Raw genomic sequence first — 21,715 nt, 5'->3', positions numbered from 1 at the left:
CCCCAAAGCGATCACGGTGAGTCTCTGAAACGGCCGCTGACCTGCCCGGACGATCGCCGGTAGCGGGCGGACGCGGTACCGCCGGGACTACGGCTGGAAGCCTTCCGGCAGCAGCCGGGCCAAGGCTCGGACGGCGCGGTACTGCAGGGCCTTGATGGCGCCCTCGTTCTTGCCCATCGCCCGGGCCGTCTCGGCCACCGAGAAGCCCTGGAGGAAGCGGAGCACGATGCACTCCTGCTGCTCCGGGTTGAGGCGCTTGACGGCGCTCAGCAGCGCGACGTTGGTGATGTGTTCCACCACCGCCGCCTCCGGGCTGCCCTCCGGGCCGCGGTCCTCGCGGTCGGCGTCGAGCACGTCGCCGGTGGTCACCTCAAGCCGGTAGCGACCGGACTTGAAGTGGTCGGCGACCAGGTTGCGCGCGATGGTGACCAGCCAGGCGCCGAGGTCTCGGCCCTGCCAGGTGAAGCTGCCGATCCGCTTGAGTGCCCGCAGGAAGGTGTCGGAGGTGAGGTCCTCGGCGAGTTGCCGGTTGCCGACCCGGAAGTAGACGAAGCGGAAGACGGTGTCCACGTAACGGTCGTAGATCAGCCCGAACGCCTCGGCCTCGCCGGCCTGCGCGCGCTCGACCAGCGCCCACACCTCGGTGGCCGGGTCGGACGGGTCCGGTCGGCTCGGGTAGCCGGTGGACGTACCGGTCGGCGCGGTCACGGCGGGGATCACCGCGGTCTCGGCCGCCGGCAGGTCGGTCACCGGTGCGTCGCTGCTGCGCCGGGCCTGGGCGGGCATCGTCGGGCGGTTCGGGGTGGCGACCCCGCCGGCCGGCATGGTGTTGCCGCCCGGCACCGATGGTCGGTGCGGAGGCTCGTTCTGGTGTGGCCGGCTGCCCACCCGCCGGCTGGTGCTCTCGCCCCGGCCGGTCAGGTTTCCCGCCGCCTGTTGCTGGGCGTGGGCGCCGCGTTCGTTGACCGGGATTCGGGCGGCCGGGCCGGTCAGTCCCATCGGGCGCGGTGCGAAGCCGAAGGCGGTCATCGCGCCACCTCCGTTCCGTCGTGGGCCGACGTTCCGGCGGGGGTTGGTGGACGGGTCTGGTCGCCGCCGGACAGGGCGGCTCCGGGGTGTGCCGGCGGGCGGCAGATCCCCTTGAGGTGCTGGTCCAATGCGCTGACGGGCACGGGGGCCTCCTCGGGCTGAGGGGTGTCGACTCACGGCAAATGGGGTGAGCCGACCCGAGTGATGATAGGGCCAACGTCACCCGCGCGTGGCAAGTCCGTTACACAGGGCCAAAGTATTTCCTGCCGCGTCGCACACCTGGCGGACCGGTTGTCCGTCGAGTGTGGTTGACAATCCGCCACCCGGGTGATCCGCAATGGATCCGCAGGTCAGGCCAGTGGTGGGCAGTGCCGCGAGGGGTCGCGTAGAGGTGCGGTCCACTTCGGGTACGACCCGCCCGGGAGGCGTCCGTCGGGCACCCTGGGTGACGCCTGCCGGTACCGTGCACGGGACTGCGGGGTGCTCCGGTGAGCGTCCGCCCGGCCCGGCCCGGCGGGCCGCCCCGGTGGCGCCGGCTCGCGTGCGCGCAATGCGGCGGCCCGGCCCGGCGGGCCGGGCGGGTGGCGCCGGTTCGCGTGCCCGGAAGCGGAACGTCCGCCGTGGGCGTACCCTGGCCGGGTTCAGGTGTTCCCGCCCGGCACGACGAAGGAGACCGATGCGCGAGCCCCGCCTGACCCTGATCACCCGACCCGGCTGCCACCTGTGCGAGGACGCCAAGGCGGCGCTCGACCGGGTGGTCGCGGTCACCGGCGACCGGTGGACCGAGCGGGACGTCAGCGGCGACGCCGACCTGGAGCGCGAGTACGGCGACCGGCTGCCGGTGGTGCTGCTCGACGGCAAGGAGCACGGCTACTGGCGGGTCGAGGAGCAGCGTCTCCTGCGGGATCTGACCACCCCGCAGCTGTAGCGGTTGCAGGGCTGACGGGGGCGGGTGGTCGCCGGATAGGGTGCGGCGATGACCGCTGCGCGCCCCCATCTGGTGTGGGACTGGAACGGCACCCTGCTCAACGACCTCAGCCTGGTGGTGGCCTGCACCAACGCCGTCTTCGTCAGCGAGGGCGGGCCGACGGTGACCGCCCGGGAGCATCGGGTTCGCTTTCGCCGGCCGATCGCCGACTACTACGCCGAGGTGCTCGGCCGGGCGGTGGACGACGAGGCGTTCGGTCGGCTGGACAAGATCTTCCACGACGCGTACCGGATCGGTCTGACCGGCTGTGAGCTGGCGCACGACGCGGTGGACGCGATGGCGGCCTGGCCCGGCACCCAGTCGCTGCTGTCCATGTGGTTCCACGACGAGTTGGTGCCGGCGGTCCAGACGTACGGTCTGACCGGGCGGTTCACCCGGGTCGACGGGCTGCGGGCCACGGTCGGTGGCGACCGCAAGGCCGAGTCGCTGACCCGGCACCTGGCCGAACTCGGCGTGCACGGTACGTCGGTGGTGTTGATCGGCGACTCGATCGACGACGCCGACGCCGCCCGCTCCGTCGGTGGCCGAGCGGTGCTCTACTCCGGCGGGTTCACCGACGAGGCTCGCCTGCGCGCCTCCGGCCACCCGGTCGCCGACACCCTCACCGAGGCGGTGACCCTCGCCACCGCCCTCGCCGGGGTGACCCGCCGGGCGTGACCTGCCCGCCGCCGAATGGCAGCGTTCCGGGCATTCGATTCCATGATCAACCAATAGGAATGGCTCCGCCGCTGCGTGTGATTGGTCAGAGAAGTCGGGATTGAGCAATAATCGCGCGGTGGTCGGGATGGGGTGCCGGTCGATCTTGTTGGTTGGAGGGGCTGGTGAGGGCGGGGGGTGGGCCGACAAGATCGCGATTTGTGCACGTCTTCACAAGCGCCTACTCTGTAATTCCGACGCGCCCTGCTAGCACAGCCGGCAATTCCGGTCGCCAGCGGGAGTCCCCAAACGGCCGGCCGGTGGAGTTGGTCGAGGATCGCACCGCACGGAGTCTCATGAGTCAGCACCGTCACCCTGGCGCGCCCGGCCGCGCCGGTGCCGTACCGGCGCTCCCGGACCTGCCCGAGGCGACGGTGGCCCGGCTCCCCGAGTACCTCCGTGCGCTGCACAATCTCGCCGAAACCGGCCACGAGACGATCTCCAGCGAGGGGCTGGCCAACGCCGCCGGGGTGAACTCCGCGAAGCTCCGCAAGGATCTCTCCCACCTCGGCTCGTACGGCACCCGTGGCGTCGGGTACGACGTCGGCCTGCTGATCGACCAGATCGAGTACGTGCTCGGCCTCACCCAGCGTCGGGCCGTCGCCCTGGTCGGGGTGGGTAACCTCGGTCACGCCCTGGCCGGCTACGACGGCTTCGTCAGCCGTGGTTTCCGGATCGCCGCCCTGCTCGACGCCGACCCGGCGCGGGTCGGCGAGGAGATCAACGGGATGACCGTCCAGCACGTCGACGAGCTGCCCCGGGTGGCCGCCGAGGAGTCGATCGCGATCGGGGTCATCGCCACCCCCGCCACCGCCGCGCAGGCGGTTGCCGACCAGCTCGTGGCCGTCGGCGTGACGAGCATCCTGAACTTCGCGCCGTGCGTACTCTCGGTCCCGGACGGGGTCGACGTGCGCAAGGTCGACCTCGCCATCGAGCTGCAGATCCTGTCCTTCCACGAGCACCGCAAGGCGTCCCTGACCGCGCTGCCCACCACCGGTGGGTCCGCCCTCACCGCCCTGCCGGGCGGTCTCGCGGTCACCGAGAGCCAGGAGGCGATCGGCACGTGAAGCTCCTCGTCGTGGGCGCGTCGTACCGCACTGCGCCGGTCGCCACCCTGGAACGGCTCGCGGTCGCCCCGAACGACCTCGCCCGCACCCTGGACCGCCTGGTCGCGCAGCCGTACGTCAGTGAGGCCGTACTGGTCTCCACCTGCAACCGGGTGGAGGTCTACGCGGCGGTCTCCGGCTTCCACGGCGGCCTCGGCGACATCTGCGCCGTCCTCGCCGAACAGGCCGGCTGCCAGCCGGCGGCGCTGGCCAACCACCTCTACGTGCACTTCGACTCCGCCGCGGTGGGCCACGTGTTCCGGGTCGCCGCCGGACTCGACTCGATGGTGATCGGCGAGGCACAGATCCTCGGCCAACTCCGCGACGCCTACCACTGGGCGAGCGGGGCGGACACCGCCGGGCGGCTGCTGCACGAGCTGATGCAGCAGGCGCTGCGGGTGGGCAAGCGGGCCCACTCCGAGACCGGCATCGACCGGGCCGGCCAGAGCGTGGTCACCGCCGCGCTGGGGTTGGCCGCCGACCACCTCGGCGGCGAGCTGGCCGGTCGGCCCGCACTGGTGGTGGGCGCCGGTGCGATGGGCTCGCTGGGCGTGGCGACGCTGTCCCGGCTCGGCGCCGGTCCGCTGACCGTCACCAACCGGAGCGACGACCGGGCCGTGCGGCTGGCCGAGGCGTACGGCGCCGGCGCGCGGCCGATGGCCGAGCTGACCGACACGCTTTCCACGGTGGACATCGTAGTGGCCGCCACCGCCGCCACCGAGCCGGTCCTCACCCGCGCGGTCGTCGCCGACGCGGTGGCCGGCCGCGACCAGGACCGCGGACCACTGGTCCTGCTCGACCTGGCCGTACCCCGCGACGTCGGGCCCGGCGTGACCGAACTGCCCGGCGTCGAGGTGATCGACATCGACCGGATGGCGGCGCTGCTGGCCGATGGCCCGGCCGCCACCGACGCCGCCGCCGTCGAGCGGATCGTGGCAGCCGAGGTCGAGTCCTTCCTCACCTGGCTGCGCGGCGCCGACGTGGCACCGACCGTGGCCGCCCTGCGTGGACGGGCCGGCGACGTGGTCGGCACTGAGCTGCGCCGACTCGCCCAGCGCCGCCCCGACCTCACCGACGACCAGCGCGCCGAGGTGGCCCGTACCGTGCACCGGGTGGTCCAGCGGCTGCTGCACCAACCGACCGTGCGGGTCCGCCAACTCGCCGCCGAACCCGGCGGCGACCAGTACGCGGCGCTGCTGCGCGAACTGTTCGACCTGGAGGTTCCGCAGACCTCACCGGTGGACAACGTTCCCGACATCACGCCGACCACCGGAAGTGAGCGATGAGCGAGCGGCAGCGAGCGGTGCGCCTCGGCACCCGCGGCAGCAAACTGGCGATGGCCCAGTCAGGGCAGGTCGCCGAGACCCTGACCGCCCGCACCGGGCGCCCGGTCGAGCTGGTCGAGGTGGTCACCGCCGGTGACCGGTCCAGCGCGCCGGTACACCGGCTCGGGGTCGGCGTCTTCGTCTCCGCGCTGCGCGACGCACTGATCGCGGGGACGATCGACTTCGCGGTCCACTCGTACAAGGACCTGCCGACCGCGCCCGCGGCCGGACTGCACATCGCCGCGGTGCCGCCGCGGCAGGACCCGCGCGACGCGCTCGTCGCCCGGGACGGCAAGACGTTGGCCGAACTCGCTCCCGGGGCGACGGTCGGCACCGGCGCGCTGCGCCGGATCGCCCAGCTGCACGCGCTGGGTCTGCAACTGTCGGTCACTCCGATCCGGGGCAACATCGACACCCGGCTGGCCCGGGTGCTCGGCCCGGAGGCCGACCTGGACGCCGTCGTCCTGGCCCGGGCGGGCCTGGCCCGCATCGACCGGACGGACGCGATCACCGAGACGCTCGACCCGATGCTGATGCTGCCGGCGCCCGCCCAGGGCGCGCTGGCGGTGGAGTGCCGGGCCGACGACCCCGAGATGGTCGAACTGCTCGCCACGCTCGACCACGCACCGTCGCGCGCCGCGGTCATCGCGGAGCGGGCGATGCTCGCCACCCTGGAGGCCGGCTGCTCCGCACCGGTCGCCGCCTATGCCGTCGTCGCCGAAGGCGAGCCAACCGGCTCCGGCGCCGAGGGCGATGTTGTCCAGGAGATCTACCTGCGCGGGGCGGTGATCAGCCCGGACGGTAGCCGCGAGGTCCGGCTGTCCCGCACCGGTACGCCCGCCGACGCGGCGGAGATCGGTAAGGCACTCGCCGCCGAACTCCTCGAACTCGGCGCCGACTCGATCCTCGGCCCGCAAGGACACGACGGCCCGGGGACCCAGCAATTTGGGAGCACAGTATGACCCGCACCCGTAAGCCCGTAGGCCGGATCGCGTTCGTCGGGGCTGGACCCGGCGACCCGGGCCTGCTGACCCGCCGGGCGCACGACGCCCTGGTCGACGCCGACCAGGTCGTGTACGACCGGGGAGTCCCCGAGTCGCTGCTCGACGCCGTCCGGGCCGAGGCCAAGGAAGACACCCAGTTCAGCCCGGCCGAGGGCGCCCCGGGCGACGTGGCGAAGGTGCTGATCTCGGCCGCCCGGTCCGGGCAGAACGCGGTGCACCTGGTGGCCGGCGACCCGTTCGGGCACGACTCGGTGGTCAAGGAGGTGCAGGCGGTGGCGCGTACGGCCGCGCACTTCGAGGTGGTGCCCGGGGTCGGCCAGGCCGAGGGCGTGGCCACCTACGCGGGCGTGCCGCTGCCCGGCGTACGTACCGCCGCCGACGTCGAGGACGTCAGCACCCTGGACTTCGACGCCCTCGCCGCCGCGGTGCAGCGCGGTTCGCTGGCGCTGGCCGTGGACGCCGGTGATCTGGCCGCGATCCGGGACGGGCTGCTCGCCGCCGGGGCCGACGGCACCACCGACGTGGGGGTGACCGGGGACGGCACCGGTGAGACGCAGTACACCACCACGTCGAGCGTGGACTCGTTCGTCGCGGCGGCGCTCGGCTTCACCGGCCGGGTGGTGCTGACCGTCGGCAACGGCGTGGGCCAGCGGGACAACCTCAGCTGGTGGGAGAACCGCCCGCTGTACGGCTGGAAGGTGCTGGTGCCCCGGACCAAGGAGCAGGCCGGTGCGATGAGTGCCCGGCTGCGCGCGTACGGGGCGATTCCGTGCGAGGTGCCGACCATCGCGGTGGAGCCGCCGCGTACCCCGGCGCAGATGGAGCGGGCGGTCAAGGGCCTGGTCGACGGCCGGTACGCCTGGGTGATCTTCACCTCGGTGAACGCGGTACGCGCGGTCTGGGAGAAGTTCGCCGAGCACGGCCTGGACGCCCGGCACTTCGGCGGCGTGAAGATCGCCTGCATCGGTGAGGCCACCGCGGACGCGGTCCGCGCCTTCGGCATCCAGCCGGAGCTGATCCCCGCCGGTGAGCAGTCGTCCGAGGGCCTGCTGGCCGAGTTCTCGCCGCACGACGAGGTGCTCGACCCGGTCGGTCGGGTGCTGCTGCCGCGGGCCGACATCGCCACCGAGACGCTCGCCGCCGGGCTCACCGAGCGCGGTTGGGAGGTCGACGACGTGACCGCCTACCGGACCGTCCGGGCTGCCCCGCCGCCCGCCGAGATCCGCGACGCGATCAAGTCGGGCGGGTTCGACGCGGTGCTGTTCACCTCGTCCTCCACCGTCCGGAACCTGGTCGGTATCGCCGGGAAGCCGCACGCGCGTACCGTTGTTGCTGTCATCGGGCCCAAGACGGCGGAGACCGCGACGGAGTTCGGCCTGCGGGTCGACGTCCAGCCGCCGCACGCCTCGGTACCCGACCTGGTGGAGGCGCTCGCCGGCTACGCCGTCGAGCTGCGGGAGAAGCTCGCCGCGATGCCGGCGAAGCAGCGCCGTGGTTCGAAGGTGCAGGGGCCGACCGCGCTGAGGTTCCGCTAGTCGTTAGGGAGGACTCCCGTGCCGTACCCGGAGATGCGGCCCCGCCGGCTGCGCCGCACCGCGGCCGTGCGGCGGCTGGTCGCCGAGACCCGCATCGACCCGGCCGAACTGGTCGTGCCGATGTTCGTCAAGGAGGGGCTGACCGAGCCGCGCGCCATCGGCTCGCTGCCCGGGGTGCTCCAGCACTCGCGTGACTCGCTGCGCAAGGCCGCGGTGGAGGCGGTGCAGGCCGGCGTCGGCGGCATCATGCTGTTCGGGGTTCCGGCCACCCGGGACGAGTACGGCTCCGGCGGCATCGACCCGGACGGCATCCTCAACGTGGCGATCCGGGACGTGGTCTCCGAGGTCGGCGACGCCACCGTGGTGATGAGCGACCTCTGCCTGGACGAGTTCACCTCGCACGGGCACTGCGGGCTGGTCACGCCGGACGGTGCGGTGGACAACGACGCCACCCTCGCCGCGTACGCCGAGATGGCGGTCGCCCAGGCCGACGCCGGGGTGGCGGTGGTGGGTCCGTCCGGGATGATGGACGGCCAGGTCGGCGTGGTACGCCGGGCGCTCGACGCGGCCGGGCACACCGACGTGGCGGTGCTGGCGTACGCCGCGAAGTACGCCTCGGCGTTCTACGGCCCGTTCCGTGACGCGGTCGAGTCCGCCCTGGAGGGCGACCGGCGCACCTATCAGCAGGATCCGACCAACCTGCGCGAGTCACTGCGCGAGGTCGAGCTGGACGTGGCCGAGGGCGCGGACATGGTGATGGTCAAGCCGGCCCTGCCGTACCTCGACGTGGTCGCGGCGGTCCGGGCCGCGGTGAACGTACCGGTCGCCGCATACCAGGTCTCCGGCGAGTACGCGATGGTCGAGGCGGCCGCCGCGAACGGCTGGATCGACCGGGAGCGGGTGATGCTGGAGACGCTCACCTCGATCCGCCGGGCGGGTGCCCAGATCATCCTCACCTACTGGGCCGTGGAGGCCGCCCACCTCCTCCGGCAGCGCTACTGACCCACGTCACACACCGCACGTCGCGCGCGGAGTGCCGCTACCCGGCCCACCTGAACCTGATTCTCGACCCGCCACCGGATCCGCGGACCTGGCGTTACTGACCGCCGGTGCGTCAGCGGGAGCTGTCCAGGCGATGGACCAACTCCGCCACGTCCACGCTGTACTCGCACCACTCCCGGTCGGGTAGGTAGCCCAGCTCTGCGTTGACCTTGAGCATCGCCTCGTTGGCCTGCGCGTTCCAGGTCTGCACCTCGGTCAGTTGCGGCTCGGCCGAGCGCAGCTCCAACAGCATCCGGGCCTTGATCGCCCGGTCGATGCCGTAGCCGCGGTGATCCTGCACCACGATGGTGTCGTACTGGTCGGCCCGGGTCGGGTGCTGCGCCGGCACCACCACCTCGGTCAGGCCGGCCACCTCGCCGGTCTGCTCGTGCAGGGCGAGCACGATGTAGGGCTTCATGCCCCGCCGGTGCAGGCAGTCCAGGCTGTCCCGGAGCCGCTGCGGGTCGTACGAGCTCGGTCGCAGCTCGCCGTCCTCGACGTCCCGGATCTCGGCCTTGGCCCGCGCGTACGCCTCGATCAGATCGTCCGGCGGCCCACCCGGGTGGAACTGCACGTGGTAGCCCGACCCGACACCGGTGGACATCTCGGCCAGTTCGGCCCAGTCGACGCCCGACAGGTCGAGCACGCTGCGGGTCTCGACGTACTCCCGGGTGAAGCCCAGGGACTCGTAGAAGGCGACGGACGGGGTGTCGCCGACCACCTCCACCCCGATCGACTCGAAGCCCTCCTGGTAGACCCGTCGGGCGGCACGCAGGACGAGGTCGCGGCCGAGCCCGCCACGGCGGACGGACGGGTGTACGAGCACCTCCAGCACGCCGATGCTGCCGAGCAGCAGTACGTGCACCTGGCCCAGGATCGCCCCGGGGGTGCCGTCGGCGGCCGGCTCGGCCTGGGCCACCCAGGCGATCCGGCGTTCGCCCGGCATCACCTCGGCGAGGTACTCCCGTAGGCAGTCCTCCTGCCATGGCGGATCCTGCGGAAGATCGGCCGCCAGAACCGCGTTCAACGTCTCCAGCAGCGACGCGATCTCGGCGGACGACGCGGTCCGGGGGTCCCACTCGCGCACCATCACCCGTCTAGCTTGCCTTTAACGGCAGCCTGGGGGAAGTGTCCAGTTCTCCAATGTACGCGGACGATCACATCACGTACGGCTGGCCTGTCCGTACCGGTTGGCCGTGTTGAAGACGTCCTGGGCGTACGGGCGGACGTTGTTGTACGACAGGATGGCGTTCCACCAGTCACCCGGGATCGTCAGGTTGCGGTTGCCCTTGCACAGGTAGATGCCGGCGGCGAGGGCGGCGTCGTGGATGTTGTGCGGATCCTTGCGACCGTCGTTGTCCGCGTCGGCACCCACCTCCTGCCAGGTGGTCGGGATGAACTGCATCGGGCCGACCGCACGGTCGAGGACGGTGTCCCCGTCCAGTTCACCCCGGTCGGTGTCGGCGATCCGCATCCGGCCGCCCTGGCCGTCCAGCGGCAGCCCGATGATCTCCGGGGTGGCCCGCCCGTCCGGACCCAGCCGGGCGTTGTTGGCCTGCCCGTGTCGGGACTCGACGAAACCGATCGCGGCCAGCGTGGTCCAGCTCAGGCCGCAGCCCCGGTTGGTCTCGGCGAGCACGAGTTCGGCGTAGCCGTACGCCTGCATCGCGATCGGGTCGATGCCGACCTTGGCGCCGACCTCGCGGGCCCAGCCGGCGAGCGCGTCCGACGGCCGTCCGGCGACCGGTGCGACACCACCGGGCGCGGTCGGGGTGATCACGCCGGGCCCGGTCGGCGGCGTCGCGCCGGGCGGCAGCGTCGTGTCCGGCGGCGGTGCGGCGCCGGGCGGCGGCGCACCGGTGGCGGGCGGGAGACCGTCGCCGTCGGGCGCACCGGCGGCGACCGGCCGCGACGCGCCGATGGTCGCCGGTACCACCAGCGCACCGGCGGTGGCGGTGGCGGCCACCAGGGCGAGCAGGAACACCCCGGGCACGGTGAGCCGTCCGCTGGGTCGGCGCGACCAGGCGCGGGTCGCCCGGGCCGCGGCGCGTGGACCGGGCAGCGGGATGGCGTGCGCGAAGCGCCTCCGTCGGCGCCGAGGGCCCGACGACGCCGGCTCCGGTGTGGAGCCGACCGGTGTACCGTCCGGGCTGTCCTTACCGGCTCCGGTTTCGTCGCCCCTGCCGGTTGCCGTGTCGTCGGCCTTGCCGGCAGGCGGATCGTCCACTTTGTCGGCCGCCGAGGCATCGGCCCCGGCGACCGCCGGGTCGTCGGTCTTGGGGGCGACCGCCGGGTCGTCGGTCTTGGGGGCGACCGCCGGGTCGTCGGTCTTGTCGGTCGCTGGTTCGGCGGCCGGTGTCGGTGTGGGTGGCTCGGTGGCGGGCCTGGCTGGGCCCAGCCAGGGCCGCCGGGGACGGGGCAGTTCGGGGGCCGGCCCGTCCAGGGTGGTGTCGGAGCCGGCGCGGGGTGTGGCCGGCCGGAGGGGTCGAAGGGGGATGCGCTCTTCGCCGTCTGCCACCCGTCGAGTATCACCCATCTTCCGGCGAGCGTCAGGTCCGGTCGTACCCTGATGACATGCCCCGGTACGAGTTTCGTTGCCGCGCCTGCGGTGACACCTTCGAGGTCAACCGCCCGATGGCCCGCGCCGGTGCGCCGGCGGCCTGCCCCCAGGGGCACGACGACACGGTCAAACTGCTGTCCACCGTCGCGGTCACCGGCCGCGGTGGTGGTACGTCCGGTGACCGGCCCGCGCCGTCGGGCGGTGGGGGCTGCTGCGGCGGTGGCTGCGGCTGTTAGGCGCCCTGCTGGTGCGCGGCACTGTCGCGGGTGGTGGGACGAATGCTGGCGACCTTGCCCGGATGCCGGGTTTGATGGCACCTTGGGGCGGAGCCTCGGCCGACCGTTCTCACGATGCGTGATGATCTGCCTTCGGCAAGTATGAAGTGGAGGCCAGGGGGAGGTTCCACGCATGTCGTCACGGACGCATCTCCCGGCCGGCTGGGTGACCTTCGTGTTCACCGACATCGAGGGCTCCACCCGCCTGGCGCAGCTGCTCGGTCCCGGCTACCGGCCGGTGCTGGCCGAGCACCGGCGGTTGCTGCGGCGCACGATCGCGGCCACCGAGGGCGCGGAGCTGCTCACCGAGGGCGACTCGTTCTTCCTGGCCTTCGGTGACGCCGGCGCGGCGCTGACCGCCTGCCTGACCGCCCAGCGGGCACTCCGTGAGCACGAGTGGCCCACCCCCGAGGCGGCGCCGCGGGTGCGGATGGGCCTGCACACCGGCTGGGCGGAGCCGCGCGACGGTGAGTACGCCAGCTCCGAGGTGCACCGGGCCGCCCGGGTGGCCGCCGCGGCGCACGGCGGGCAGATCCTCTGCTCGGCGGCGACCGCGCGGCACGCCGATCCGCTCCCGACCGGCGCGTCCCTGCTCGATCTCGGGCTGCACCGGCTACGCGGCTTCGACGACCGGGAACGTCTCTTCCAGCTCGTCGCCCCCGGCCTGGAACGGCAGTTCCCACGCCCACGTACCGCCGACGCGGTGGCGCACAACCTGCCGGTCCAGGTCACCTCGTTCGTCGGACGCGAGGCCGAGCGGGCCGAGCTGCGGGAACTCGTGGCCCGGCACCGGCTGGTCACCGTGCTCGGCGCGGGCGGCGGTGGCAAGACGCGGCTGGCCGTCGAACTCGCCGGCGATCTGGTGGAGGAGTACCCGGACGGGGTGTGGTTCGTCGACATCGCCGCGGTCACCGACCCGGGCCTGGTGGCCTTCGCCATCGCCGCGGTGCTCGGGCTGCGCCCCGAACCGGGCCGCCCGATGGTCGACACGCTTGTGGAGTACGCCGCCGGCCGCCGCATGTTGATCGTGCTCGACACCTGCGACGCCCAGCCGGTGGCCTGCGCGGAGGCGGTGTCCCGGCTGCTCGCCGGTGGGGTCGGGGTGCGGGTGCTGGCCACCACCCGGGAGCCGCTGGTGCTGCCCGGCGAGGTGGTGTGGCGGATCCCGCCGTTGTCGGTCGACCCGCCACCGGACGGTACGGAGAGCGACGCGGTCGCGCTGCTGTTGGACCGTACCGCGGCGGCACGCGGCGGCCGGCAGCCCGACTCGGCCGAGTCGGCCGACCTGCGACGGGTGGTGCGGCGGTTGGACGGGCTGCCGTTGGCCATCGAGCTGGCCGCCGCGCGGCTACGGGTGCTCTCGGTCGGTCAGCTCGCCGAGCGCCTCGACGACGTGCTCGGCACCCTGGACGCGGGCCGGGAGGACCGGGCGCCGGCACCGGTCGACCGGGTGGCCGTCGACGACCAGCGCCGCAGCGGACTGTTCGCCGCCGCGGCGGCCGGTCCGGTGCCGGCGGATCCGACGACCCGGGAGGCGTCCCGCTCGGCGCTCGAACGGCATCTGACCATGCAGGCCACGGTCACCTGGTCGTACCGGACCCTCGGTCCCCGGGCCGCGCGGCTGCTGCGTTGGCTGGCGGTCTTCGCCGGCCCGGTCGATCTGCGGACGGTGGAGTGGCTACTCGGCGACGACCCGCTCGACCCACTCTCCGTACTGGTGGACAAGTCCCTGGTCCTCGCGGAACCGTACCCCTCGGGCTACACCTACCGGATGCTCGATCCGATCCGCGCCTACGCGGCCCGTCGGCTCGCCGAGGCCGGTGAGGAGCAGGCCGCCCGGAACCGGCACGTGGCCTGGTCCGCGCACGCGCTGGAACGCGCGCACCTGGGGCCGGACGGGCAACCGGTGACCCTCTCGCTGTACGCGCTGGATCCGCTCGCCGGTGAGCTGCGCGCCGCCCTGCGCTGGTGCGCGACGGGGGGCAGCGCGCGTACCGGCCTGCGCCTGGCCGGCGGCCTGGAGCAGTGGTGGCGGGAACGCGGGCTGGCCCGGGAGGGCCGACTGTGGCTGTTCCGGCTCTACAGCCGGATCGCCGAGACCGGTGAGGTCATCCCGGAGGGCGAGTTGGCGGCGGCGTACCACCTGCACTCGCTGCACGCCGGCGCGGACGGTGAGTTCGGTGAGGAGTTGCGCTACTCGCAGCGGGCGGAGGCGGCGGCCCGGCAGGCCGGTGACGCCGGCCTGCTGGCCCGGGTGCTCGCCGGTCGGGCCGCCCCGCTGGTCGACATGGGACAGTTCGCCGAGGCCGAGCGGGTCTGCCGGGAGGTCATAGACTGGGCCCGCGACCAGGGTGTCGAAGCCGAGGCGCAGTTCGCGGTGTTCCGGCTGGCCGAGTTGCTGTGGCGGCGAGGGGCGCTGGACGAGGCGGCGGAGTTGCTCGGCGCGGCCCGGCCGGTCGAGGCGGCCCGGCCGGTCGACCGGGGACGCCGCTCGGTGGACATGCTGCTCGGCATGGTCGCGTTGGCCCGGGGCGACCTGGTGGCGGCGCACGAGCACCTGCTGGCCGCGTTGCGTTCCCGGATGAACCACGGCTTCCACGGCCGGGCCTGCGACACGCTCAACGCGATCGCGGTGCGGTGTGCCGGCGGGCACGAGCCGGTGACGGCGGCCCGGCTGTTCGGCGCGGCCCAGGCCACCCGGGCGGGCCTTCGGTCCACCCCCGGCATCTACGACGCGTACTGGTCGCAGCAGCAGGCGGCGTTGCGGCGGACGCTTGGCGACGCCGCCTTCGACGAGGCGTACGCCGAGGGTGCCGAGTTGGGTCTCGACGAGGCGGTCGCCCTGGCGCTCGGGGTGGAGCATCCCGACCTGGCCGGCGATTCGGCCCGGTTCGCGGCTCGGGCCGGCCGGGCGGCTCCCCGCCAGTCGACCGCTGCCGCGGACCGGCACACCGAGCACGCCTGACGGTTCGCTCGTGCCGGGGCGCCCGGCCGGACCCCGGCCGGGCGCCCCGCCGCGGGGTCAGCTCCGGGCGGCGCGTTCGGCGTCGACCTTCATCTTGGCGGCCCGGTCGATGTCGGCCTGGTCGACGGCGGCGACCGAACCGAAGATGGCGACCGCCTGGTAGTAGGTCCAGGCCAGGCTGTAGCAGGCCGGTCGGACCACCGCGTTGTAGGTGGCGCAGACCCGCTTGAGGTCCTCGTAGAAGGCGCTGTCCAGGCGCGACTTGTTGGCGCTGAACTGGCCGACCGCCTTGTAGTTGCGGTAGCCGAAGTCGTGCCGGAAACAGGAGAGGGAGAAGCTGAACCCGAGCGGGTTGTCCGGGCTGGACGAGCAGTAGTCGGTGGACCAGTCGAAGTTGTACTCCGCCCAGGCCGCCCGGTTCTGCCGGGCCGAGTTCCAGGCGTTGTAGCTGCTGGCGCTCGTCTGGGTCCAGCTGGACAACACGGAGAGCTTCTGCGTCGGTGTCACCGCAGCCGCGGCGGGTGTGGCCACGGCGAGGGTGGTCAGCAGCGCGATTACGGCCGAGGCGAGGGGGATGGTGAGACGTCTGGGCACGAGTTGACCTCCGCGGGGGTGGGCGGTGGGACGGGGGTTACCGGTGAGTCACCGGAGTGCCATCAGTGTCGATCAATGCCTTGTTCGGTGCGTGTTACCGGTGAGAAATATTGGTGACCAGTGCTGAAACAGACGAATGCCCCGGACGCCGGGCGGCGTCCGGGGCGTGACCAGCTCGCCACGGGCCGGCTGCGGCAGCCGGCCCGGCGAGCGTCGCTGGGGCCCTAGTCGAAGAACCGGGCCAGGTGGGTGGCGGAGGGCCCGTCGTCGTCCGGGCCGAGCGGGGCGAGGTCGGCGAAGATCGACGCGCCGTCGGTGCCGGCGTGCAGCGGGTACCAGCGCGGCGTGCCCGGGGGGCGCATGACGCAGACACCCTTGATGGTCTGTACGTCCAGCAGTCGGACGTGGGTCGGGTCGGCGACCGCGTTCACGTGCCCCCACCAGGGGCTCATCACGTGCAGTACGCCGCCCGGGCGGAGCACCCGGTGGCACTCGTCCAGCAGCGGCAGGAAGTCGATCAGGTGTTCCAGGATGTGCACCGCGAACAGCACGTCCACCGAGTCGTCCGCCAGCGGCAGCGAGCCGGACAGGTCGGCCACCGCGTCCACCCCCGGCGCCGGGAAGATGTCCAGCCCGAGGTTGCCCGGCCACTGCTTGGTCCCGCCACAGCCGAGGTCCACCACCACCGGGTCGCGGTCGCCGACCCGTACCCGGCACCAGACGCCGAAGACCCCGGCCAGCCGGCCGACCTGTGCGCGTACCAGCCGCAGCTGCGCCGGGTCGTCGACCGCGCCGGTCAGGTGGGCGACGCCCCGGTCGAAGCGCACCTCTACCCCGAGCGACCGGAGCCGCTCGTCGTGGCGGACCTGGTCCGCCCACGCCTCGGTCAGGAACCCGTCGACCGCCCGCAGCCGGTCGGCTGAGGGCGGAGTGTGTGCCAATGCGACCATCTCGGCTACCTCCGGCCGCCCCGTTACCCGGCCCGGTGCCCGTTATGCCTCGCTTATCCCCGGAATCCGGGCCCGTCCGGTCAGGACTCGGTGACCTGCCCCGCCGTCACCGAGAGCCGCCGGTCGACCCGCACGGCGTCGAGCATCCGCCGATCGTGCGTCACCAGCAGCAGGGTGCCCGGGTAGCCGGCCAGCGCCGACTCCAGTTGCTCGATCGCCGGCAGATCCAGGTGGTTGGTCGGCTCGTCCAGCACCAGCAGGTTGACCCCGCGACCCTGCAACAACGCCAACGCGGCCCGGGTCCGCTCGCCCGGGGAGAGCGTCGCGGCCGGGCGCAGCACGTGCTGCGCGCGCAGCCCGAACTTCGCCAGCAGCGTCCGTGCGTCGGCGGGCGACAGGTCCGGTACGGCGGCCTGGAAGGCGTCCAGCAGCGGCCCGTCCCCGAGGAACAACCCGCGCGCCTGGTCCACCTCGCCGACCAGCACACCGGGCCCCAACGCGGCCTGGCCGGCGGCCAGCGGCAGGCGGCCCAGCAGGGCGCCCAGCAGCGTCGACTTGCCGGAGCCGTTCGGCCCGGTCACCGCCACCCGGTCGGCGTACCCGATCTGCAGGTGCACCGGGCCGAGCGTGAAGTCGCCCCGGCGTACCACCGCGTCGCGGAGGGTGGCCGCGACGGCGCCGGCGCGGGGCGCGGCGGCGATCTCCATCCGCAGCTCCCACTCCTTGCGCGGCTCCTCCACCACCGCCAACCGCTCGATCAGCCGCTCGGTCTGCCGGGCCTTGGCCGCCTGCTTCTCGCTCGCCTCGGATCGGAACTTGCGTCCCAGCTTGTCGCTGTCGGTGGCCTTGCGCCGGGCGTTGCGGACACCCTTGTCCATCCAGGCCCGCTGGGTCCGGGCCCGCTCCTCCAGCGACGACCTCGTGTCGGCGTACTCCTCGTACTCGGCGCGGGCCTGGCGGCGCGCCACGTCCCGCTCCTCCAGGTACGCGGCGTAGCCGCCGCCGAACTGGTTCACCTGCTGCTGGTGCAGGTCCAGTTCCAGCACCCGGGTCACCGTGCGGGCCAGGAACTCCCGGTCGTGGCTGACCAGCACCGTGCCGGCCCGCAGGCCGGTGACGAACCGTTCCAGCCGCTCCAGGCCGGCCAGGTCCAGGTCGTTGGTGGGCTCGTCGAGCAGGAACACGTCGTACCGACTGAGCAGCAGCGACGCCAGCCCGGCCCGGGCCGCCTGCCCGCCGGACAGGCCGGTCATCTCGTGGTCGAGGTCGACGGCGAGGCCCAGCTCGGCGGTCACCTCCTCGGCCCGTTCGTCCAGGTCCGCGCCGCCCAGGCCGAGCCAGCTCTCCAACGCGGCGGCGTAGGCGTCGTCCGCGCCCGGCTCGCCGACGGTCAGCGCCTCGGCGGCGGCGTCCAGCGCGGCCTGCGCGGCGGTCACCCCGGTGCGTCGGGTCAGGAACGCCCGGACCGTCTCGCCGGGTCGCCGCTCCGGTTCCTGCGGCAGGTGCCCGACGCTCGCGCCGGGCGGGCTCACCGCGACGCTGCCGGCCGCCACCGGCAGCAACCCGGCGAGGGTACGCAGCAGCGTCGACTTGCCCGCCCCGTTGACCCCGACCAGGCCGATCACGTCACCGGGGGCGACCACCAGGTCCAGCCCGGTGAACAGGGTGCGGTCCCCGTGGCCGGCGGCGAGGTCCTTGGCGATCAGCGTGGCGCTCACAAACAGCCGAGCCTACCCGCCGACGAGCAGCGCGAGTGGTCCGCGGCGACCCGCCGTGTCCAGCCGGGGAACAGGAGGCAGACTCACGGTTGTGCAGACCACTCTGGCGATCGACTGCGGTGGCGGCGGGATCAAGGCCTCCGTCCTCGACGGGGCCGGCACCATGCGGGCCCAGCCGCTGCGGGTGCCCACGCCGTACCCGTTGGCGCCGGAACTGTTCGTCGAGACCCTGCTCGACCTGGGGGCCCGGCTACCCGCCGCCGACCGGGTGACGGTGGGGATGCCGGGCATGATCCGGCACGGCGTGGTGGTGGCCACCCCGCACTACGTGACCCGCTCCGGCCCGCGCAGCCGGGTCGACCCGGTGCTGCTCGCCCAGTGGTCCGGCTACGACGCGCGGACCGCCCTGAGCGCCGCGTTCGGGCTGCCGACGCTGGTGCTCAACGACGCCGAGGTGCACGGCGCCGGGGTGGTCGCCGGCACCGGCTGTGAGCTGGTGCTGACCCTCGGCACCGGGCTGGGCAGCGCGCTCTTCGACGGCGGCGTGCTCGCCCCGCACCTGGAGTTGTCCCACGCCCCGGTGCGCTGGGGCAGCACCTACGACACGTACGTCGGCGAACCGGAACGTCGCCGGCTGGGTGACGCGTTCTGGTCCCGGCGGATCCGGCAGGTGGTGGAGGGGCTGCGGCCGGTGTTCCGCTGGGACCGGCTCTACCTGGGTGGCGGCAACTCCCGGCTGATCCGCCCCGAACAGCTGGCCCGGATGGGCGACGACGTGGTCGTGGTGCCCAACAGCGCCGGGATCGTCGGCGGCGTCCGCGCCTGGGATCTCGCCGTCGTGTGAGGAAGGGCCCCGGTCGACCGTCGGGCCAGGCCCGGGAACAGTCGCGGTACGGCCGGTGTTGTGCCAGCGTCGGGACAGTGGTGCGACACGAAGGGGGTGGGCAGAATGGATCTTCTGGCCGAGTACCGCCGGGCGAACCTGTTCTTCGAGTCCGGTGACCCGAGCGGCGCGGCCCGCCTGCTCGAACCGATCGTCGAGGCCGAGCCGGACAACGCCTCCGTCCGGCAGCTGCTGGCCCGGGCGTACTTCCAGTCCGCCCAGCTCGGCCGCGCCGAGGAGCAGCTGCGGGAACTGGTCGACCGCAACCCCAGCGACCACTACGCCCACCACGTGCTGGGCCGGACGCTGGAGCGGCTCAACCGGTATCCGGACGCGCTGCGCCACCTGCGCATCGCGGCGGCCATGCACGCGGCGAACGACGACTACGCGAGCGCCCTGCGCCGGGTCGAGACCCGGGTCGGCGGCGGTCGCTGACGGCAACGCGAGCAACGGCGAGGGGCGACCCGGCAGCGGGCCGCCCCTCGCCGTCTCCGGCGCAGCCCGGCGCCCCGCCTGCCTACCATTGCCGGATGGCAGCCGACCGGACGGTGGACGTGGCATGAAGCTGAAGCTGGACCTGCACGACATCTTCAACAAGGGCCACGACATCGACCGGGCGCTGCGCAACATCATGGACGAGGCGGTGGCGAAGAAGGCCACCCTCGTCGAGATCATCCCCGGCAAGGGTTCCGGCCAGCTGAAGAAGCGTGTCCTGCGCTTCCTCGACCAGAAGGACGTCAAGCAGCTCTACCACCGGGTCGAGAAGGACTCCAAGAACTTCGGCCGCCTCTTCGTCCACTTCCGCTGGAAGTAGTGACGAAAGTGCCCTTGACCTGTGCTTCCGGGCGTTCGCAGGGTCGCTGAACCATGATCATGCCGTTTCCAGGCCGTCTCCGGCTGCTGGGTCGTCGTCGGCCTGGTCCTGACCGAATGCCGTGTCGATGGCGCGCCGGGTGCGGTCCTCGCTGGTCGGCAGCAGGTGGGTGTAGGTCCGGAGGGTGAATCCGGGGTCGGCGTGGCCCAGGTAGGCCGATAGGGCTTTGATGCTCTCTCCGGCGTCCAGGAGGACCGAGGCGTAGGTGTGCCGGAGTACGTGCATCCCGTTGTGCCGGTCGTCGGGGATGCCCGTGGCCCGGATCGTGGGCTTCCAGACGCCGGAGTTGAACATCGAGCGGGTGAGCGCCGTACCGGCGGGGTTCGTCAGGTACAGCTCGACAGTTCGTGGCTCGCCGTTCAGGGTGCCCCAGGGCAGCGTCACCGCGATGGGTGGGCAGTCCTGAGCGTGTTGCCGGAGCCGGCCGGCGACCGAGGCCGGTAGGGGAACCTCGCGGGACTTGCCGCCCTTTGGCGGCGCGAAGATCAGCACGCCGCGCACGAGCTTGATCTGACGAGTGACGTGCAGAACGGGACGGGTCTCGTCCAGGTCACCGGGGCTGGTAGCGAATATCTCGCCCTGCCGTAGGCCGCAACCCGCGCCCAGGTCCACCGCCACCCGATACCGGCAGGGCATGTTCTCGCGGAACGCGGCCAGGCGGTCGACGGACCACGGCACCACTTTGGTGGGGGCGGGTTTGGGCCGGCGGATGCTCTTGGCCGAGAACGGATTGCTGATGATCTTTCGGTCATCAACGGCCGCGTTGAAAATCATCGACACGTCCGTGAAGAGGACCCGACGGTAACCGACCGACAAGCCGGACTCCTGTATCCGGCGTGCCCATTCCCTGATGGTGGCGGGTTGGATCGAGGCCATCGGCTTATGACCGAGCACCGGGTAGACGTGCAGGCGAAGTTCGTACTCGATGCGGTCGCGGGTCAGTAAATCGGTGGTCGCGGCGGCGAGCCATTCGTCGGCGTACTGCTTGAAGGTGGTGCGGCCGGCGTCGGGATCGACGTAGGTTCCCTTGAGGATGTCGGCTTGGACGTTGGCGAGGAACGCCTGTGCCTCGCGTTTCTTCCTGTCGGGGAAGGACTGCGATTTCTCCTTCCCGTCCGGGGCGATGTACCGGACGCGATAGCGCATTCCCTGTCCGCATTCCGGCTTGGGTTCTTGCCGGGTTTTGCCGTCGGGGCCGACGACGCTGCGGTACCAGCGGTCAACGATGTGGGCCATGTCAGGCCGCCTTGGACTGATCGGTGAACCAGGCGCGTACCCCGTCAGGGTCGTAGCGCAGGTGCCGGCCGACGCGGGCGGCGGGTGGGCCGTACTTGCGTTTGCGCCACTGGTAGAGGGTCTGGACGGGCACCCGCAGGTAGGCGGATACGTCTTCGATTTCCCAGAGCGGTTCCGGGGTGGCGGGTGGGGTCATCGGGGCTCCTTCCTGGTGAGGGTGATGTAGGTGCGGCTTTCGCCGCTGTAGCCGGCGGGGCGGGTGCTGGTGCGGCAGGTGACCCGCTCGCGGCCGAAGTGCGCGACGAGCTGGGCGGCGATGGTGACGGCGTGGGACTTGACGGTGGCCGTCGGACCGATGAGCCTGACCGCGATCAGCGGTCGGGGACGGGTGGGCATAGCGAGGCTCCTTCCGGTTGGCCGGTTGGTTTGGCGTGTCGCTGTGGAGTTGTCAAGGAACGGGTTCACGGGTCGTTGACACGTACGTGTCAAGCGGCCAGGGGTTGGGCGGCGGTCCGGTGGTGGTCCGCATGCTCGTCGGCCAGGGCGTCGAGTCCGGCTTGGTGTCGGGCGCGGGCGAGGGCGGCGGCGGTGTTGGCGAGGAGGGCGTCTCCGGTGGTGATCCAGCCGGTGGCTTGGTAGCCGAGTTCGTAGATGACCCGTTCGGCCTGTTCGTCGTCCCAGGTGTGGGGGTGACCTTCGGTGCGTCGCCAGATGGTGCGCTGATGACGCAGGAAGCCGAGGGTGACGGAGAAGGCGCGGCTTTTGGTGGTGATGTGGCCGCCGTAGCCGAACTGGTGTGCCCACCGGCGTAGCCGCTGGTAGTCGGGGTGTTCGCCGAGGTCCCAGCAGGCGCGGATGAGCCGGCCGAGGTGGGTGGACGGGTCGCCGTGGATTTCCACGGACAGGTCGTCGACGCGGCGCAGGTTGAGGCCGGTG

The 21,715-nt window shown here is 72.6% G+C and carries 22 protein-coding genes; 12 read left to right on the top strand and 10 right to left on the bottom strand.

What is annotated here, in order from left to right:
• Positions 1-87: 87 nt before the first annotated feature.
• Positions 88-1,029 (bottom strand): ECF subfamily RNA polymerase sigma factor, BldN family, encoded by a 942-nt coding sequence (locus D2L64_RS16515; RefSeq protein WP_119577525.1) that lies wholly within the window; start codon positions 1,027-1,029, stop codon positions 88-90.
• A 676-nt stretch (positions 1,030-1,705) separates the two neighbouring features.
• On the opposite strand from D2L64_RS16515, the gene D2L64_RS16510 reads away from it, so the two are divergent.
• The 7 genes from D2L64_RS16510 to hemB all read left to right on the top strand — a co-directional run bounded on the left by D2L64_RS16510 (position 1,706) and on the right by hemB (position 8,685).
• Positions 1,706-1,957 carry a glutaredoxin family protein gene (locus tag D2L64_RS16510; protein WP_119577523.1) on the top strand — a complete coding sequence of 84 codons (252 nt, stop codon included), beginning with the start codon at positions 1,706-1,708 and terminating at the stop codon, positions 1,955-1,957.
• Between the two features lie 48 nt (positions 1,958-2,005).
• Positions 2,006-2,674 (top strand): HAD family hydrolase, encoded by a 669-nt coding sequence (locus tag D2L64_RS16505; protein ID WP_119577521.1) that lies wholly within the window; start codon positions 2,006-2,008, stop codon positions 2,672-2,674.
• A 335-nt stretch (positions 2,675-3,009) separates the two neighbouring features.
• A complete protein-coding gene (locus tag D2L64_RS16500) occupies positions 3,010-3,780 on the top strand; it encodes a redox-sensing transcriptional repressor Rex (RefSeq protein WP_119577721.1) in 771 nt (256 codons plus the stop codon).
• Positions 3,777-5,105, top strand: a complete 1,329-nt coding sequence (locus D2L64_RS16495) for a glutamyl-tRNA reductase (RefSeq protein WP_119577519.1) — start codon at positions 3,777-3,779, stop codon at positions 5,103-5,105. The genes D2L64_RS16500 and D2L64_RS16495 overlap by 4 nt, the downstream gene beginning before the upstream one ends.
• On the top strand, positions 5,102-6,106 hold the full coding sequence (gene hemC / locus D2L64_RS16490) for a hydroxymethylbilane synthase (protein WP_119577517.1): 1,005 nt from the start codon (positions 5,102-5,104) through the stop codon (positions 6,104-6,106). The genes D2L64_RS16495 and hemC overlap by 4 nt, the downstream gene beginning before the upstream one ends.
• The gene (locus tag D2L64_RS16485) at positions 6,103-7,683 is read left to right on the top strand and encodes a bifunctional uroporphyrinogen-III C-methyltransferase/uroporphyrinogen-III synthase (RefSeq protein WP_119577515.1); all 1,581 of its coding nucleotides are present in this window, start codon (positions 6,103-6,105) and stop codon (positions 7,681-7,683) included. Before hemC ends, D2L64_RS16485 begins: the two co-directional genes overlap by 4 nt.
• Before the next feature lie 18 nt (positions 7,684-7,701).
• Positions 7,702-8,685, top strand: coding sequence for a porphobilinogen synthase (gene hemB, locus D2L64_RS16480; RefSeq protein WP_119577513.1), 984 nt, complete (start codon positions 7,702-7,704; stop codon positions 8,683-8,685).
• A 112-nt stretch (positions 8,686-8,797) separates the two neighbouring features.
• On the opposite strand, the gene D2L64_RS16475 is transcribed toward hemB, so the two are convergent.
• Together D2L64_RS16475 and D2L64_RS16470 are read right to left on the bottom strand one after the other, a co-directional pair.
• Positions 8,798-9,814 (bottom strand): GNAT family N-acetyltransferase, encoded by a 1,017-nt coding sequence (locus tag D2L64_RS16475; protein ID WP_119577511.1) that lies wholly within the window; start codon positions 9,812-9,814, stop codon positions 8,798-8,800.
• 72 nt (positions 9,815-9,886) lie between these two features.
• Positions 9,887-11,260 (bottom strand): lytic transglycosylase domain-containing protein, encoded by a 1,374-nt coding sequence (locus tag D2L64_RS16470; protein WP_407663117.1) that lies wholly within the window; start codon positions 11,258-11,260, stop codon positions 9,887-9,889.
• Positions 11,261-11,298: 38 nt separating this feature from the next.
• Between D2L64_RS16470 and D2L64_RS16465 the strand changes: the two genes are divergently transcribed.
• Together D2L64_RS16465 and D2L64_RS16460 are read left to right on the top strand one after the other, a co-directional pair.
• Positions 11,299-11,520: an FmdB family zinc ribbon protein gene (locus D2L64_RS16465; RefSeq protein WP_119577507.1), complete on the top strand. Its 222-nt coding sequence runs from the start codon at positions 11,299-11,301 to the stop codon at positions 11,518-11,520.
• 172 nt (positions 11,521-11,692) lie between these two features.
• The gene (locus tag D2L64_RS16460) at positions 11,693-14,524 is read left to right on the top strand and encodes an ATP-binding protein (protein ID WP_119577505.1); all 2,832 of its coding nucleotides are present in this window, start codon (positions 11,693-11,695) and stop codon (positions 14,522-14,524) included.
• Positions 14,525-14,581: 57 nt separating this feature from the next.
• Here D2L64_RS16460 and D2L64_RS16455 read toward each other — a convergent pair whose 3' ends face one another.
• The 3 genes from D2L64_RS16455 to D2L64_RS16445 all read right to left on the bottom strand — a co-directional run bounded on the left by D2L64_RS16455 (position 14,582) and on the right by D2L64_RS16445 (position 17,786).
• Positions 14,582-15,118: a phospholipase gene (locus tag D2L64_RS16455; RefSeq protein WP_119577503.1), complete on the bottom strand. Its 537-nt coding sequence runs from the start codon at positions 15,116-15,118 to the stop codon at positions 14,582-14,584.
• Positions 15,119-15,342: 224 nt separating this feature from the next.
• Entirely contained in the window at positions 15,343-16,068 is a 726-nt protein-coding gene (locus D2L64_RS16450; RefSeq protein WP_119577501.1) for a methyltransferase domain-containing protein, read from the bottom strand.
• An 80-nt stretch (positions 16,069-16,148) separates the two neighbouring features.
• Entirely contained in the window at positions 16,149-17,786 is a 1,638-nt protein-coding gene (locus tag D2L64_RS16445; protein ID WP_119577499.1) for an ABC-F family ATP-binding cassette domain-containing protein, read from the bottom strand.
• A 91-nt stretch (positions 17,787-17,877) separates the two neighbouring features.
• On the opposite strand from D2L64_RS16445, the gene D2L64_RS16440 reads away from it, so the two are divergent.
• The 3 genes from D2L64_RS16440 to D2L64_RS16430 all read left to right on the top strand — a co-directional run bounded on the left by D2L64_RS16440 (position 17,878) and on the right by D2L64_RS16430 (position 19,483).
• Positions 17,878-18,630 carry an ROK family protein gene (locus tag D2L64_RS16440; RefSeq protein ID WP_119577497.1) on the top strand — a complete coding sequence of 251 codons (753 nt, stop codon included), beginning with the start codon at positions 17,878-17,880 and terminating at the stop codon, positions 18,628-18,630.
• A 105-nt stretch (positions 18,631-18,735) separates the two neighbouring features.
• Positions 18,736-19,104, top strand: coding sequence for a tetratricopeptide repeat protein (locus tag D2L64_RS16435; protein WP_119577495.1), 369 nt, complete (start codon positions 18,736-18,738; stop codon positions 19,102-19,104).
• Positions 19,105-19,228: 124 nt separating this feature from the next.
• Positions 19,229-19,483 (top strand): Smr/MutS family protein, encoded by a 255-nt coding sequence (locus tag D2L64_RS16430; protein ID WP_119577493.1) that lies wholly within the window; start codon positions 19,229-19,231, stop codon positions 19,481-19,483.
• Between the two features lie 57 nt (positions 19,484-19,540).
• Here the strand turns inward: D2L64_RS16430 and D2L64_RS16425 are convergent, their stop codons facing one another.
• The 4 genes from D2L64_RS16425 to D2L64_RS16410 all read right to left on the bottom strand — a co-directional run.
• On the bottom strand, positions 19,541-20,689 hold the full coding sequence (locus D2L64_RS16425) for a tyrosine-type recombinase/integrase (RefSeq protein WP_407663122.1): 1,149 nt from the start codon (positions 20,687-20,689) through the stop codon (positions 19,541-19,543).
• Positions 20,690-20,780: 91 nt separating this feature from the next.
• Positions 20,781-20,975, bottom strand: coding sequence for a helix-turn-helix domain-containing protein (locus tag D2L64_RS16420; protein WP_119577489.1), 195 nt, complete (start codon positions 20,973-20,975; stop codon positions 20,781-20,783).
• Positions 20,972-21,175, bottom strand: coding sequence for a hypothetical protein (locus D2L64_RS16415; protein ID WP_119577487.1), 204 nt, complete (start codon positions 21,173-21,175; stop codon positions 20,972-20,974). Before D2L64_RS16415 ends, D2L64_RS16420 begins: the two co-directional genes overlap by 4 nt.
• Before the next feature lie 89 nt (positions 21,176-21,264).
• Positions 21,265-21,715 (bottom strand): replication initiator (locus D2L64_RS16410; RefSeq protein ID WP_325049911.1); only part of this gene is annotated, 451 nt, incomplete at its 5' end.

The sequence above is a fragment of the Micromonospora radicis genome (assembly GCF_003583405.1).
Taxonomy (GTDB): domain Bacteria; phylum Actinomycetota; class Actinomycetes; order Mycobacteriales; family Micromonosporaceae; genus Micromonospora; species Micromonospora radicis.
The sequence above is the reverse complement of the archived record's forward strand: the minus strand, read 5'-3'. Positions and strand labels throughout refer to the sequence as shown.